The 15,122-nt window shown below is 59.9% G+C and carries 11 protein-coding genes; 6 read left to right on the top strand and 5 right to left on the bottom strand.

The features are described from left to right. The 4 genes from AC1DUP_RS33925 to poxB form a co-directional block, all read left to right on the top strand. Positions 1 to 350 (top strand): flagellin (locus AC1DUP_RS33925; RefSeq protein ID WP_477836887.1); only part of this gene is annotated, 350 nt, incomplete at its 5' end. A gap of 280 nt (positions 351 to 630) precedes the next feature. After that, on the top strand, positions 631 to 1,542 hold the full coding sequence (locus AC1DUP_RS33920; protein ID WP_477836885.1) for a flagellin N-terminal helical domain-containing protein: 912 nt from the start codon (positions 631 to 633) through the stop codon (positions 1,540 to 1,542). Positions 1,543 to 1,970: 428 nt separating this feature from the next. Next, positions 1,971 to 3,830 carry a TPR end-of-group domain-containing protein gene (locus AC1DUP_RS33915; RefSeq protein WP_477836892.1) on the top strand — a complete coding sequence of 620 codons (1,860 nt, stop codon included), beginning with the start codon at positions 1,971 to 1,973 and terminating at the stop codon, positions 3,828 to 3,830. A gap of 367 nt (positions 3,831 to 4,197) precedes the next feature. Further along, positions 4,198 to 5,925, top strand: a complete 1,728-nt coding sequence (gene poxB, locus AC1DUP_RS33910; RefSeq protein WP_477836883.1) for a ubiquinone-dependent pyruvate dehydrogenase — start codon at positions 4,198 to 4,200, stop codon at positions 5,923 to 5,925. A 114-nt stretch (positions 5,926 to 6,039) separates the two neighbouring features. Here the strand turns inward: poxB and AC1DUP_RS33905 are convergent, their stop codons facing one another. The 5 genes from AC1DUP_RS33905 to AC1DUP_RS33885 form a co-directional block, all read right to left on the bottom strand. Beyond that, on the bottom strand, positions 6,040 to 7,143 hold the full coding sequence (locus tag AC1DUP_RS33905) for a sn-glycerol-3-phosphate ABC transporter ATP-binding protein UgpC (RefSeq protein ID WP_115036837.1): 1,104 nt from the start codon (positions 7,141 to 7,143) through the stop codon (positions 6,040 to 6,042). Continuing rightward, entirely contained in the window at positions 7,143 to 9,734 is a 2,592-nt protein-coding gene (locus tag AC1DUP_RS33900; protein WP_477836881.1) for a GH116 family glycosyl-hydrolase, read from the bottom strand. The genes AC1DUP_RS33905 and AC1DUP_RS33900 overlap by 1 nt, the downstream gene beginning before the upstream one ends. A 19-nt stretch (positions 9,735 to 9,753) precedes the next feature. Next, positions 9,754 to 10,605, bottom strand: coding sequence for a carbohydrate ABC transporter permease (locus AC1DUP_RS33895; protein WP_115036786.1), 852 nt, complete (start codon positions 10,603 to 10,605; stop codon positions 9,754 to 9,756). Next, complete coding sequence (locus tag AC1DUP_RS33890) at positions 10,602 to 11,510, bottom strand: carbohydrate ABC transporter permease (protein WP_477836879.1); 909 nt, start codon at positions 11,508 to 11,510, stop codon at positions 10,602 to 10,604. The genes AC1DUP_RS33895 and AC1DUP_RS33890 overlap by 4 nt, the downstream gene beginning before the upstream one ends. 125 nt (positions 11,511 to 11,635) lie before the next feature. Then, positions 11,636 to 12,919 carry an ABC transporter substrate-binding protein gene (locus AC1DUP_RS33885; RefSeq protein ID WP_115036784.1) on the bottom strand — a complete coding sequence of 428 codons (1,284 nt, stop codon included), beginning with the start codon at positions 12,917 to 12,919 and terminating at the stop codon, positions 11,636 to 11,638. A gap of 209 nt (positions 12,920 to 13,128) precedes the next feature. Between AC1DUP_RS33885 and AC1DUP_RS33880 the strand changes: the two genes are divergently transcribed. Continuing rightward, positions 13,129 to 14,154: a LacI family DNA-binding transcriptional regulator gene (locus tag AC1DUP_RS33880; protein ID WP_113508010.1), complete on the top strand. Its 1,026-nt coding sequence runs from the start codon at positions 13,129 to 13,131 to the stop codon at positions 14,152 to 14,154. A gap of 134 nt (positions 14,155 to 14,288) precedes the next feature. Next, on the top strand, positions 14,289 to 15,122 hold the full coding sequence (locus tag AC1DUP_RS33875) for an inositol monophosphatase family protein (protein WP_113312047.1): 834 nt from the start codon (positions 14,289 to 14,291) through the stop codon (positions 15,120 to 15,122).

Here is a 15,122-nt window from a genome sequence, read left to right as displayed (position 1 = left end):
GCATCCTCGGCACGACCAGCGGTACGATCGGCTCGGTCTACTCGCTCGACATCACGTCCTTCGGTCAGGCCGAACTCGGTCTCGCTCTGACCAACGTCGAAAACGCTCTGAAGGCGATGACCTCTGCCGGTGCAAAGCTCGGTTCGATCTCGACCCGCATCACCATGCAGGACGACTTCGTCAGCGCTCTGGGTGACTCGCTCGACTCCGGTATCGGCCGCCTGGTCGACGCCAACATGGAAGAAGAGTCCTCCAAGCTCTCTGCCCTGCAGACGCAGCAGCAGCTCGCGATCCAGTCGCTCTCGATTGCCAACTCCTCTTCGCAGAACATCCTGTCGCTCTTCCGCTAAGAGCGGTTCAGCCACATCGCGAAAAGTCTCGAGGCCGGGTAACTCCCGGCCTCGAATATTTTAATATAAGGTTAACGGAAACGCTTCTAAGTCTCAGATTTTTTTATGAAATTTCATTTTGGAATTTAGCTTTCCTTAACCATCTTGCTGTTTTCTAGGCCCATCGAAACGGCGAGTTAACCTTAACGAGAATGGTTAACAGGCATGATGCTGATCGCTGTGGGCCGGCCCAAATCCGGAATGTCCCTTCCTAACATCTGCCAAAAGGGGCAAGCAAACTATGACGAGCATCAACACCAATAACGCTGCAATGGCAGCTCTCCAGACGCTGCGTGGCATCAACCAGGGCCTCAACAAGACCCAGGATCACGTTTCCTCCGGTTTCCGCATCGGCAAGGCTTCCGACAACGCTGCCTACTGGTCGATCGCAACGACCATGCGTTCGGACAACAAGGCCCTCTCGGCCGTTTCCGACGCGCTCGGCCTCGGTGCCGCAAAGGTTGACACCGCCTACACCGCCATGGACAGCGCCATCGACGTCGTCGGCGAAATCAAGGCGAAGATCGTTGCCGCAACTGAAAACGGCGTCGACAAGAAGAAGGTCCAGGAAGAAATCGACCAGCTGCAGGACCAGCTGGTGAGCATCGCTCAGTCGGCTTCCTTCTCCGGTGAAAACTGGGTTGCCGGTGTCAACGGCACGAAGAGCGTCGTTTCCTCCTTCGTTCGCGATGGTTCGAACGGCGTTTCCGTCAAGATGACCGACTAYGCCCTGTCCACCGCATCGAACGGCAACGTTCTGTTCGGCATGACCACGACCGGTGCGCTCCAAACCACCTCGGGCATCCTCGGCACGACCAGCGGTACGATCGGCTCGGTCTACTCGCTCGACATCACGTCCTTCGGTCAGGCCGAACTCGGCCTTGCTCTGACCAACGTCGAAAACGCTCTGAAGGCGATGACCTCTGCCGGTGCAAAGCTCGGTTCGATCTCCACCCGCATCACCATGCAGGACGACTTCGTCAACGCGCTCAGCGACTCGATCGACTCCGGTGTCGGTCGCCTGGTCGACGCCAACATGGAAGAAGAGTCCTCCAAGCTCTCTGCCCTGCAGACGCAGCAGCAGCTCGCGATCCAGTCTCTCTCGATCGCCAACTCCTCTTCGCAGAACATCCTGTCGCTCTTCCGCGGCTAATAGGATCGCCGAACAGAACCCGCCAGGTAACCGGCGGGTTCTATCAAAATCAAGCCGCGCTTCCATGGAGCGCGGCTTTTATGGCAGTGCTCGCAAGCGCTCAGAGACGAGGAACGGGCGCGAGGCGGCAGCCCTGCGCCGGTTTGAGCGCTCCTCGCCTGAACCTTCCTTCCGGGACGTATTCCAAATCGACGCACTGCCTCAAAATTGCGCGCCTCACCACGTCCGGGATTTTTCACATCCGAAAGGGCTATCGTTTGGCGCAATCTTCGCCCGTTCGGAGTATTGATGCTGCGCCGTAACGATATAGGCTCTGCGCCGCCGTGACAGCACGCCGAATCGAAAGATATTGGCTGCAGGGGGAGCCTTAGCGCGGTCCAAATCTGGAAAAGCGAGACACTGACATGAGACAATCCATGGAGAGGATCATGGAGCGGCGATTGAGTGCCATCCTTGCTGCCGATGTGGTCGGTTACAGCCGGCTCATGGGCATCGACGAGGCCGGCACGCTGCAGGCGTTGAACCGCCATCGCTGCGAACTGGTCGACATCCGCATATCCGATTACAAGGGCCGCATCGTCAAGCTGACGGGCGACGGCATCCTGGCCGAGTTTCAGAGCGTCGTGAATGCCGTGGCCTGCGCCGCCGAAATCCAGCGCAGCATGGCCGTACGCAATGAAAATGTGCCAAAGGAGGAGCGGGTCGAATTCCGCATCGGCATCAACCTCGGCGATGTCGTGGTCGAAAATGACGACATTTTCGGCAATGGTGTCAACCTTGCCGCGCGCCTGGAAGGCGTCGCCCCGGTCGGCGGCATCGCCGTCTCGTCGATCGTGCGCGATCAGGTCGGTTCACGCCTCAATCTCGGTTTCGAGTTTTTAGGTGAACACGTGTTCAAGAATATCCGCCAGCCGGTTCAGGTCTACACGGTTACCTTCGAGAAGCCGAGTTCCACCCGCTTCGTCGCACAGAACCGCAACACCTGCTTCATCGCTGTCCTGCCGTTTACCAACATGAGCGGTGATGCCGATCAGGATTATTTCTCCGACGGCATCACGGAGGACATCATCACCGATCTTTCCAAGATCTCCAGCCTGCATGTGGTGCCGCGCAACACCGTCTTCACCTATAAGGGCACGTCGGTGAGAGTGAAGCAGCTCGCCCAGGAGCTCGGCGTGCGTTATATGCTGGAAGGCAGCGTCCGCATTGCCGGCAAGCGTGTGCGCATTTCCGGCCAGCTGATCGACACGACAAACGGCGATCATCTCTGGGCCGAACGCTATGACCGTGACCTCACCGATATCTTCGCCATCCAGGACGAAATCACCAACGCGATCGTCGGCCAGCTGAAGGTGCGGCTCCTGCCGGAAGAGCGCAAGGCGATCGCCGCCGAGCCAACCGCCAATGTCGAGGCCTATACCTATTACCTGAGAGGCCGGCAGCTCTCTCACACCTGGACCAAGTCCTATCTGCAACTTGCCCGGCGCATGTTCTACAAGGCCGTCGAGCTCGATCCGGATTATGGCCGCGCCTATGCCGGCATCGCCGATTGCGATGCTGCAATCCGCGACTGGGCGCCGGACGACGTGCCCCTGGAGCGCATTCTCGCAATGAGCGCCAAAGCCCTGGAACTCGATCCCGACCTTGCCGAGGCCCATGCCTCCCGCGGCCTGGCGCTCCACCAGAACGGCGAGGACGACGAGGCCACGGCATCCTTCGAACGCGCACTTGCGCTTGATCCCAATCTCTATGAAGCAAATTTCCACTATGCCCGCATTTTCTTCATGCATGGGGATTTCGCCGAGGCAGTGCATTATTTTACCCGCGCCGCCGAAATCCGCCCCGACGATTACGTATCGCCGATCCATCTGATGTCCTCCTACCACTCTCTCGGACGGACGGTGGACAAGGACAGCTGGGCGCGCATAGGCATTGCGAGAGCCGAGCGCGCGCTCAATCAGAACCCGGAAAACTCCGGTCCCGCCCATCGCGGCGCCCTTGCCCTTGCCCATCTCGGCGACGCCGGGCGCGCCTGCGATTGGGCCGCACGGGCAATTGCCATCGATCCCGATGATATCGTCGCCCAGTATAACCTCGCCTGCGTCCATTCCGTACTGGGCCATGTGGAGCGCGCAATCGATATTCTGGAAGGTTTGCTGCCCCGCAGCTCGGTCTACCACATCAAGTGGTTCACCCATGATTCCGACTTGGACAACCTGCGTCGGCATCCGCGCTTCCAGACGCTCGTAACCGACGCAATCAAAGGGCGGGAGCGGATCGAAGCATAGGGGGGTCCGATAGAGGGAGAACCTCTTCCGGCCTCCTGGCCACCTGCTCTCTTACGGCACGGTCGTGTCCAGAGCGGCCTCGACGATGCCGCCGCGTCGCCTTGCGCGGCAGCCCGACCGTAAAGAACAAGCTCGCCAACTCTATTGACGGGAGCAAAAGCTCTGCGCGGACCGAACCTGTGCTCCCGGTTGATTGGCAGCCTCCTGGGATAACGGGCAAACCGCATTCTTCGCCATCGCCGCCTACACCAAGGTCCAGTTTGCTGTCTCTGCCACTCTGATAGTTCTGCGGGTTGAGAAGCTTAGAGCGAGGCCTAGCTTCCTTTTACCATCGACCCCGAAAACCCAAAAGCGTAGGAGCCTTTCGATGAAGTCCAAGGTAGCTGATGTACTGACAGAGGTGCTGCATGCAGCCGGGGTGAAGCGGATATATGGCGTAGTCGGCGACAGTCTGAACGGGCTTACGGAAGCGCTCAGAAAGAGGGGCGACATCGAGTGGATTCACACCCGCCATGAAGAGACAGCCGCCTTCGCAGCGGGGGCCGAAGCCCATCTTAGCGGCGAACTGGCCGTTTGCGCCGGAAGCTGCGGCCCGGGCAACCTGCACCTCATCAACGGTCTGTTCGACTGCCACCGCTCGCGCGTGCCCGTCCTTGCCATTGCCGCGCAGATACCTTCAGCCGAGATCGGCAGAGGCTACTTCCAGGAAACGCATCCCGAGCAACTTTTCCGGGAATGCAGCCACTACTGCGAGCTTGTAAGCCATCCGGAACAATTGCCGGCAGTGATCGAAACGGCTATTCGCACGGCCATCGGAAAGCGCGGCGTTGCAGTCGTGGTCATTTCGGGCGACGTGGCATTGACTGATTTCACGGCGAAGATTTCGACAGCGGCCGCACTCACGCTGTCCCAGCCGAACGTCGTGCCGGCGAACGATCAGATCGATCGACTGTCGGAACTGCTCAACAACAGTTCGAAAGTCACCCTTCTGTGCGGACGCGGCTGCGAAGGGGCGCATGACGAATTGATCGCCTTTGCAGATCGGCTGAAGGCGCCTGTTGTCCACGCGCTCGGCGGCAAGGAACATGTCGAGTGGGACAATCCCTTCGATGTCGGCATGACCGGCCTGATCGGCTTTTCTTCGGGGTACAAGGCCATGCTGGAATGTGACACGCTTGTCATGCTCGGCACCGATTTCCCATATCGGCAGTTTTACCCAACCGACGCCAAGATCGTACAGGTGGACATTCGACCGGAAAATCTCGGCCGCAGGGCCTCGCTGGATCTCGCAATCGTCGGCGACGTCAAATCGACACTGGCGGCAACGCTGCCGAAGCTGACGGAGCGAACGGACCGGGATCATCTGGATGCCTGCCTTGCCGCCTATAAGAAGGCGCGGGAAGGCCTCGACGACCTCGCCACCGGCAGAGAGGGCGGCAAGATTCATCCGCAATATGTGGCACGCCTTCTGAGCGAACATGCCTCCGACGATGCCGTTTTCACCTTCGATGTCGGGACCCCAACGATCTGGGCTGCACGTTACCTGAAAATGAACGGAAAGCGTCGCCTGATCGGATCCCTGGTTCATGGGTCGATGGCCAACGCCCTTCCTCAGGCGATAGGGGCACAGGCAACATACAAGGAGCGCCAGATCATCAGCATGTCCGGCGATGGCGGCTTTGCCATGTTGATGGGTGACTTCCTGACGCTCGTTCAGCAGAATCTGCCGGTGAAGGTCGTTGTCTTCAACAATTCTGTTCTCGGATTCGTGGCGATGGAAATGAAGGCTTCCGGCTTCCTCGAGACCGGCACCGAACTCAAGAATCCAGATTTTGCGGCGGTTGCTCGCGCGGCCGGAGTCCATGGCGTTCGCGTGGAAGATCCCGCCGAGCTTGACGGTGCCATCAGGGAAATCCTGGCGCATCCCGGCCCGGCACTGCTCGACGTCGTTACGAACACGCAGGAATTATCGATGCCGCCCAGGATCGAAGCAGCGCAGGTGAAGGGTTTCGGCCTCTGGGCCATTCGCGCGGTAATGAACGGCCGGGGAGACGAACTCGTGGACCTCACGGTCTCCAATTTCCTGTCTCGGTGACGGCGGACGCAGCCTTTCATAATCGGTCGGTAACAGGATAACCGACCGCGGGAGGAGCCCTCACCGGCGGCTTTGACCCCAACCGACATGTTGCAGAAGCTGATTGAACTTGGTTCAATTTAGATAAGCATCGCGCCAATCATTGCCAGAGCCGATCGTCGCGCCGGCCTCGTTGAATAAATGGACGAAAGGCTCGCGTATGACGATCGGGATCCGTTCGCCGGAGGCTGCCCGGCTGATGCCGCGCAGTGCCAGGGTGAAACCATTTCCGGCCGCCGTCTCGGCGTGGATGATCGTTTCCGAACCGAGGATTTCGGTGTCGCCGACCACGATTTGCAGGCTGCCTTCGCCAATTTCGCAATGTTCGGGCCTTATGCCGAACGTTACCGGGGCTCCATCAGGCAGATCGACCGGGCGACCGGGCAAGGGAATATGGGTGCCGTCCTCAAGCGAAACGCCCAACATGTCACCGATGCGCGCGATCCGGCCGGCAAGAAGGTTCATTGGCGGTGCGCCAAGAAAGCGGGCGACGAAAAGGTTTGCCGGGCGTGCATAAAGCTCGATCGGCGGGCCGACCTGTTCGATGCGGCCTTCGTTGAGCACGACGATCTGGTCGGCCATGGTCATTGCTTCAACCTGATCATGCGTGACGTAGACCATTGTCGATTTCAGCCGCCGATGAAGGCTGATCAGTTCCCCGCGCATCTTCACACGCAGCTCGGCATCGAGATTGGAGAGCGGTTCGTCGAAGAGAAAAGCCTTCGGTTCCTTGACGATGGCGCGGCCGATCGCAACACGCTGGCTCTGGCCGCCGGAAAGCTGGCTCGGGCGACGCGTCATAAGGTGCTCGATCTGCAGAATACTGGCCGCCTTGGCAACGCGGGCGGTGATTTCCTGCCTGGCGAGCTTCTGGTTCTCCAGGCCAAATTTAAGGTTCTGCTCGACGTTCATATGCGGATAGAGCGCATAGGACTGGAAGACCATCGCCATGCCCCGTGCGGACGGCAGAAGATGGTCGCAGCGCTGGCCGTCGATGCGGACTTCGCCCGACGTTACTTCCTCCAGCCCGGCCATCATGCGCAAAAGGGTCGACTTGCCGCAACCCGAAGGCCCGACAAAGACGGTGAAAGAGCCGTCGGCGATCTTCAGGTCGATGCCGTGGATAACTTCGAGACTTTGAAAGGCTTTTCGGACTGCCTTGAGTTCAATGCCGGCCATTACGCCACCGTTCCGAGTTCAATCGACTGGCCCGCCTCGACAGGCTTCCTCTCGGCAAGACGGTGTTTCAGCCCGTCCACCGAGATTTCAGCGGCGTTGAGGCTGCCTCCGAGCACCGCGAGACTGAGGCCATCGCCCTTGCGGGTCAATGTGCCGAATGCGCTGCCGGCCGACCAGAATAGACGATAGTCGCCTTGCACTTTCGGTGTGAAGACAAGTGTGCCGGCGACGAAATCGGCACGCAGGCCGGAGAAGGCGTTGACCAGCTGCCAGGCAGACATCGAGCGCGCATAGTAGGAGCCGCATTCGATGTCGTTCCAGGGATTGCGGCGGGAGCCATCATGGCGGTTGCGGGCACCGCAGACGATATCCATGCCCTCCTCGATGAGACCATGCATGATGAGGTGGGAGGCAGCCATATATTCAATGCCGGTCCAGACCTCCTCGGCATAGGGGGCCGCCACCATTGGCTGGCGGATGCCTTCAGGATAGGTTGCGATCAACAGCCCCGCCTCATCCTCATAGGCATAATTGCGGCAGGGATTGAAGTGATCTTCCAGCGTCGGGCGGAAGTTGTTCTTGTGCACGGATTTCAACGCGGTCCTCACCTTGTCGGCATCGAGGAAACCGCCGATGCCGGCAACCTCGGCATGCCATTGGCCGAGGATCTGGTCGGAGATGCAGCCCTCGCCCATCTGGTATTTGAGCTCCTGGAACTCCTCCGACCAGTAGGTTTCCATGAAACCGTCGGCAAGCACGCCGGCGGTGCGGCCGACATCGAAGGGCGTCAGCACGCCCTTGTCGGAGAGATCGATCTTCTGGATGAACCAGCGCCCGTTGAAGAGTTCGGAATTGATATAGGCCGCACCGGCTTTGCCCATGCGCGCCGTCTTTTCCGACAGCGCCGTATCGCCGAGGACCGCCGCCATTTCGGAGACGCCGAGCAGGGCTGCCACATACATGGAGGCGAGCCAGGAATTCGGGCCGAACAACTCCATATCGAGGGTCTGATGCTGGCGGCCGGACAGGATGCCGCTCTGATCGGGATCCCAACGATCGGGATTTTCGGGCGACCATGCATATTCGATGGCTCGTTTGACGTTCGGCCAGTAGCGGCGCAGCCATTCGGTATCGCCGCAAAGCTTCCAGTCCCGATAGGTCTTGATGATCGCGCCGAAATGCCCGTCTGCGCAGGGGCCGATGATGTCGAAACCTGAGCCGAGCGGCAGCTTCTGGCGGAAGGTCAGCCCGCCGGTCGGCAACTGGTTGTAGCTGAATTCGGTCTCGCGCAGCGTCCGCTCAATCGCCGGGAAAAGATGCGAGACCGCCTGCTGGTAATTCCAGACATGTGTGCAGGTGCCTTCGCAGGAGCCATCCTGCGTATGCTGGCCTTCCCAGGCCCAGAGCGCGCCATTTTCCAACCGGATGCAGGTGGCCGTGCGCAACAATGCAAGCGTCGCGCTCGCAGCATCCTTGACCTCCGCCGGCAGCGTCGTGTCGAACAATCCATCGCGGAAGGCGGCGGTTGCCGCACTCAATGCATCCCATCGCGTCAGCGCCTCAAAAGCACTTGCAGTCGAATCCGCCCATTGTGTCGCATAATAGTTCGTCCAGCTCGGCGTCGGCCGATCGGGAATGAGGCCGTCCGGCTTATCGCGATAGGCCCAGTAGACATCGCCCTGCGGGAAGTTCCAGGTAATGACGAAGCGCACCTTCCTGCGCGCACCGGGTGCCAGGATGAAGCGGGCGCCAAGCGTGGCATGTTCCGGCTGCAGGCTCATGTGCCGGGAGGCGCGCGGCTCGTCGTAATGCCGCTTCGGCAGACGACCAGGTCTTGCAAACTCCTTCCAGTAAACTGAGAGATCGTCGAACCACTGGCCACGATAATGATGGTCGGTGTGGTCGACGTCGTCTGCGTCCGTTGCGATCGTCAGATCGCCGCGTTGCGTCGCCGGCAATGTGGTATCGGACGAGGTCAGATGCAGGCTGCTGATCCCGCCTTCCTGCCTGAAGCTATGGATGCCGCTGTTCGAACCGTAATTGCCGAGCGTGCCGGCAAGCGTGTAGGTCAGTTCGTCCGCCGTATCATTGACGATTTCGAATTCGAACATCGCAACCGGCATCGAGGAATCGCGATCATTGTGCGGAATGAAGGGGCTCAGCGCCGAAAGCCTGACGCCACCCGGGAAACGCTCGTCCTTGAAGACCAGATCGGCTGTCGGAAAACGCCCGTAAAAATCGACCTCGTGGAAATGCGGCACGCCGACCAAAGTCTGGCGGTTAGCGCCGTGGCCGAAGCCATCAAACATCTTGCGCAGACCCGGCGCCCCGGAAGGGTTCAGATCGTAAGGCCCATTGAGCACACGGGCATCGACCAGTTCTCCGCCCCTTTCGGCCTTGATGGCAAAATGCGAGTAGCCGTTATAGCCCTGCAGCGCTGGGCGGTTGCGGATCGACCAATCGATCAGCCGGCCACTGCCGGAGATCGACAGGCCGCCGGAGCCGATGCCGCCGAGCGGAAAGGCGATATGGCGCGTGCGCTCGCCCTTATAGGCAAAGCGAGGTTCGATGGAGGCGAGATCATCCCACATGAAATCAATGTCCCTGAGGTTAGTTTTTGATGCCGCTCATCGTGATGCCTTCGATCACGAATTTCTGGGCGAGGAGAAAGAGGAGAACGACGGGCAGGATCGACATGCTCATGGCCGCCATCACCACCGAGAGGTTGCCGGAGGCCATGTAGCCGCGCAGCACGTCCATCGCGACCGGCAGCGTCAGCGATTCATTCGAGCTCAAGAGCACCTTGGCCTGGAAATAATAGTTCCAGGTCTGGGTGAAGGTGATGATGCCGAGGGCTGAAAGCGCCGGGCGAAGCTGCGGCAGCGATATCCGCCAGAAGATCTTGACATAACCCGCACCATCCATCAGTGCCGCTTCCTCCAGCGCCTTCGGCTGGCTGAGCATGAATTGCCGCACCAGGAAGATGCCGAAACTGGAGGTGAGATACATGAGCGCCAGCCCGATCGGCCGGTCGAGCAAGCCAAGCCGCGCATAGCCGAGATAGATCGGCAGGATCGTCACCTGAGCTGGAAACATCAGTCCGATAAGCAGGACAAAGAACAATGTATCGCGTCCGCGGAAGTTCAGCCTCGCGAACGCGAAGGCAGCAAGCGTGCAGGTCACCATCTGGCCGACGGTGACGATGACGGCGATCATGACCGAGTTGAAGTAGATCTCCAGGAACGGCACGCGCGAGGCCAGCACCTGCCGGTAGTTGGTGAGATCGAAATTCGGCGGCAGGAAGCTTGGCGGTAGCTTGTAGGCATCCGAAACCGGGCGGAACGACATCGAAAACAGCCATAGGAAGGGCAGCAGCATGCCGATCGCCATCGCCACCATGGTGGCGATGATCGCCCAGTCGATCCAGCGCCGGGCAGCGCGCGTCTGCATCATATTGTTCATTGCTGCACCCATTTGCGCGAGAGGATCTGCTGGATGGCGGTGATGACGAGGATGATCACGGTCATGACGACGGAGATCGAGGCGGCATAGCCGATCTGGAAACTGCCGAAGCCCTCCTCGACGATCTGGATCGACAGCGAGCGCGTGGCGTCACCCGGCCCGCCCTGTGTCAGGATGACGATCGATTCGAACACCTGCAGCGCGCCGATCGAGGCGTAGACGATGCAGAAGAAGACGACCGGCGAGATATAGGGCAGCGTGATGCGGAAGAACTGGCGCCATGCGGGCGTTCCGTCCATCACCGCTGCCTCCAGAATGCTCTTCGGCACGCCCTGGAGGGCAGCGATGAAGATGACCATGAAGAAGCCGGTATTCTTCCAGACGTCCATGATGATGATCGAGGTCATCGCCTGGCCGGCATCGGTCAGCCATCGCACACCCGGAAGGCCGATCAGCCGCAGGTAATAATTGATGACGCCGAGATCATCGCCATAGAAGTAGGTCCAGACGATCGAGACGAAAGCGGCGGCGATGATGACGGGCAAGAAGAAGGCGAGCCGGAAGAAATAAAGCAGCCAGCCCGGCATGGCGCGGTTCAGCGCCAGCGCCAGTAAAAGCCCGATCGAAACGTTGAAAGTGACGGCAAAGAGAGCGAAACGCAATGTGTTCCAGAGAATCTGAAGCGAGCGCTGGTCGGTAAAGAAGCGGATGAAATTGTCGAAACCGACCCATTGCGAACCGAGCATCGGATCGTAGTAGGCGAAGGCGAGGATCGTCGTGACGATCACAGGCGCGATCACGAAGGTCAGGTAAAGCACCGTTGCCGGCAGCACGAAGAGATAGCCGGTTGTTGCCTGTGCGCGGCTGAGCTGCGATGGCTGGCGTCTTTGAATGGTCGAGGTCATGGCATCTGGCTCGAATAGACGGACATGGTTTGTCAGCCGTCGCACGCGGGATGGCAGATGCCTTTGATGGCAACATGCCACCCGGCCGCGACGGCGGGAGGGCTATCGTGAGAACCTTGGATCGATCAGCCGCCCATGCGCTTCTTCAGCCGCTGGAAGGAGGCGTTGAGCTCGGCATCTGCCTGCTTCACGCCGTCGGCGATCGAGACCTCGCCTGCCATCATCGCGGTGTAGTAGCGGATGAAGATCTTCTCGACCTCCTGGAAATTGGCAGGCGACGGCACGGCCTTGGTGTTCGGCAGCGTCTGGTAGTAGAGCGCAGCACTTGGCGGGAAGCTGAGGAATCCCGGCGTCTCGGCGGCCGACTTGCGGCCGGGAACGCCACCACCCTTTTCGCCCTCCTCCTTCTGCGTTTCCTCGCTCGTCAGCTCGAGAATCAGCGCCTTGGCAAGGTCAGGCTCTTTGCTTGTCTTGGCGACAGCGTAGCCGCCGAAGCCGATCACGGTCGTGTCCCTCTCCTTGCTCGGAGGAACGGCGACATCCATGTTGAGCTTGTTGTTCTTGGCACTCTGGACGATCCAGTGGCCGCGGCTGATCATCGCCACCTGGCCGGCCATGAACTGGTTGTCCATCATATCCTTGCCGGGGATTGGCGAGACGCCGTCGACATGGATGAGGTCATGGAGGAATTGCAGGCTTTCGGCGACCTTGGGATCCAGCATGTTGGATGCCGTCCACTCGTCGTTGATGGCGCCGGTGCCATTCGAGAAGAACCATGGCTGGACGAAGAAGTTCTGGTTCGGCACCTCATAACCGAACTGGGTGACATTGCCCGACGCATCCTTGACCGTCAGCTTCTTGGCGACATCGCGGAATTCGTCCCAGGTCCATTTGCCGTCCTTCGGATAGGCAACACCCGCCTTGTCGAACAGATCCCTGTTGTAGTTGATCATGATGTTGTTCCAGCCGATCGGGATATAGTTGATATCCCCCTTGTAGCTCGACTGCTTGAAGAGGCTCGGAGCGAAGTCCGAAAAACCGGGATTGGCGGCGACAAAATCGTTGAGCGGCAGGAAGAGAGAGCGCGACGAGAAGCTCTGGAAAGTCTCGATCGCCGTGCCATAGACATCGGCCTGCTGGCCGGAGTTGAACTGGCTGAAGACCTTGGTGACATAGTCGCCCCAGCCCGTCGAAATCGGATCAACGGAAAGCTCGACCTTGACGTTGGGATACTTCTTGTTGAAACGCGCAATGGCGTTGGTCATGGCGGATAGCTCGGCCTCACCGCCGAAGCCCTGCATCTTCAAGGTCGCCGTGACATCGGATTGCGCAAAGGCGCGGCCGAGACTTGCGCCGACGGCAAGAGCGGCAGACGAAATCAGCAGCGAACGCCGCGATAACTCATGCATGTGATCCTCCCTTTGCGCCTCCTCCGGCGCGTTCCCAATTGTCCCGGCCTCCACCGGTCGAAACGTTTCGTATTCTTCCGCAGAAAAATCGCGGACCCAGATCCCTCCCGGTCCCGCGAGCTGTCATTTGCCTAGTCGAAACGTTTCGTATAAGAGCATCAGAACGGCCCGATGGCAAGAGGGTCCGAGAAAAAGCTCGGGAGGATGGGATGGCCACCATCAAGGATGTGGCGAAACGGGCGGGTGTCGCCATATCGACGGCATCGGCCGCGCTCAACCGGTCAGCCCCTGTGAGCGACGAGGTGATCGCCAAGGTCGAGGCGGCCGTTCGCGACATCGGTTATATCCCACATGCCGGCGCACGCAGCCTGCGCATGGGCCAGTCGCGGCTCATCGGCCTGATCCTGCCCGATATCACCAATCCGCATTTCGCCAAGGTCGCCAAGGTCGTCGAGTCCGCTTGCCTCAATGCCGGTTACATGGCAGCGGTCTATTCGACGAGCGAGGATCATGACCGCGAGCAGCAGATCCTGACCATGATGCGCATGCAACGCGTCGAAGGGCTCATCATCATTCCGACGCGCTCGGATGCCGAGCATGGCGCCCGCATGGTCGACAAGATCCATGTGCCGACGATCCTCCTCGACAGCTTCATCGAAGGCTTGCCCTATGACGTGATCAAGCTTGACAATATCGCCGCAGGCCGCATCGCCACGGAACATCTGATCGGCCTTGGTCACAGACGGATCGCCGTTACCGCCGGACGCAACAACATCGTCACAGGGGAAGATCGTCTTCAAGGCTATATGCAGGCCCATGCCGCCCACGGCCTGCCGGTCGATCCCGGTCTGTTGCTTCAGGGGCGTTTCGACCAGGCGCTGGCGCATGACAGCACAAGCAGGCGCATGCGCGAGCCGGATCCGCCGACGGCGATTTTCGCGCTGTCGAACATGATGACGCTCGGTGTCCTTAACGCGCTGCACGAAATGGGTTTCAGAGTGCCTGATGACGTCTCGGTCATCGGGATAGACGATTTCGATTTTGCAAATATCATGAACCCACCGCCGACAGTCGTTGCGGCTCCGGTGCTAGAGATGGCCCAAAAGGCGATCTCCACACTTCTCAGCGAGATCTCCGACAAAACGCCGCCAAGTGCTGCGCGGACGATCTTTTCCCCAAACCTGATCCTTCGAAAATCCTGCACGGCACCCGCAGCCGAGCGGGCCGACGCATGACCTGAGAAGCAACAGCCGATTGGCATTGGCGCGACGTCGCATACGATTGCGCCGCTTCATAAAAGCATCATGCGCATTTGCAATGAGAAACATCGAACTGCCCGCCATCCTCACTCATCACATGGATTATCTTCATGAAATTGTCCTCGGCCGCCGCCCGCCTGTCACCAACCGCCTCGCCCCGCCTCCTCGTACTCGCCGAAACAGCCCTCAAAGCAGGAGAAACGGCCCGCAATGCGCTCAGACGACGCACGGCCGCCGAGATGGTCCACAAGGCGCCGCGCGACTACCAGACGGAAATCGATGTCGCAGTCGAGCGGATCATCGTCGATGAGATGATGAGCGCATTCCCGACCTATGCGATCAAGGGCGAGGAAGAGGTCGGCAACCGCCAGGGTGGCACGGATGCGCCGGTCATCTATATCGACCCGATCGACGGCACGACCAATTTCGCCTGGGGCATCCCGCATTTCGGCATGACGATCTCGATCGCCGAGGCCGACCGCATCGTCGCCGGCGTCGTCTATGACGCCATGCAGGACGAACTCTTCAGTGCGGAGGCCGGCGGCGGAGCCTGGCTGAACGGCGAACTCATCCATTGCGCCGAGGTCGCCGATATCCAGAACGTGCTCGTGGGCGCCGGTCTGCCGATCCCCGGTCAGGTCAAGGCAGTCTCGGAAGAGCTTTATTTCAATACGATCAGGCGCCTCATGGCCAATACAGCCGGCGTGCGTCGTCTCGGTTCGGCAGCGCTTTCAATCGCCTATGTCGCCTGTGGCCGGTTGGATGGCTTTTTCGAGGACGGCCTGTCAGTCCATGACTTCGGCGCCTCGGCGCTGATGGTCGAGGAAGCGGGCGGCATCGTCACGCGCTTTTCCGGTGCTGCCATCAGCGGCAAAGGCGATATCCTCGCGGCAAGCAAGGCACTTTATCCCTGGCTACAGGAAGGCTTTCAGCCGAAGGCCTGA

It is taken from the genome of Rhizobium sp. 01L419 (assembly GCF_056400025.1).
The sequence above is the reverse complement of the archived record's forward strand: the minus strand, read 5'-3'. Positions and strand labels throughout refer to the sequence as shown.

Bases quoted from the DNA above. Each gene is read 5' to 3' on its own strand.
- poxB (WP_477836883.1), top strand. From the start codon at position 4,198: ATGAAGTCCAAGGTAGCTGATGTACTGACAGAGGTGCTGCATGCAGCC.
- AC1DUP_RS33875 (WP_113312047.1), top strand. From the start codon at position 14,289: ATGAAATTGTCCTCGGCCGCCGCCCGCCTGTCACCAACCGCCTCGCCC.
- AC1DUP_RS33895 (WP_115036786.1), bottom strand. From the start codon at position 10,605: ATGAACAATATGATGCAGACGCGCGCTGCCCGGCGCTGGATCGACTGG.
- AC1DUP_RS33885 (WP_115036784.1), bottom strand. From the start codon at position 12,919: ATGCATGAGTTATCGCGGCGTTCGCTGCTGATTTCGTCTGCCGCTCTT.
- AC1DUP_RS33890 (WP_477836879.1), bottom strand. From the start codon at position 11,510: ATGACCTCGACCATTCAAAGACGCCAGCCATCGCAGCTCAGCCGCGCA.
- AC1DUP_RS33900 (WP_477836881.1), bottom strand. From the start codon at position 9,734: ATGTGGGATGATCTCGCCTCCATCGAACCTCGCTTTGCCTATAAGGGC.
- AC1DUP_RS33915 (WP_477836892.1), top strand. From the start codon at position 1,971: ATGGAGCGGCGATTGAGTGCCATCCTTGCTGCCGATGTGGTCGGTTAC.
- AC1DUP_RS33905 (WP_115036837.1), bottom strand. From the start codon at position 7,143: ATGGCCGGCATTGAACTCAAGGCAGTCCGAAAAGCCTTTCAAAGTCTC.
- AC1DUP_RS33880 (WP_113508010.1), top strand. From the start codon at position 13,129: ATGGCCACCATCAAGGATGTGGCGAAACGGGCGGGTGTCGCCATATCG.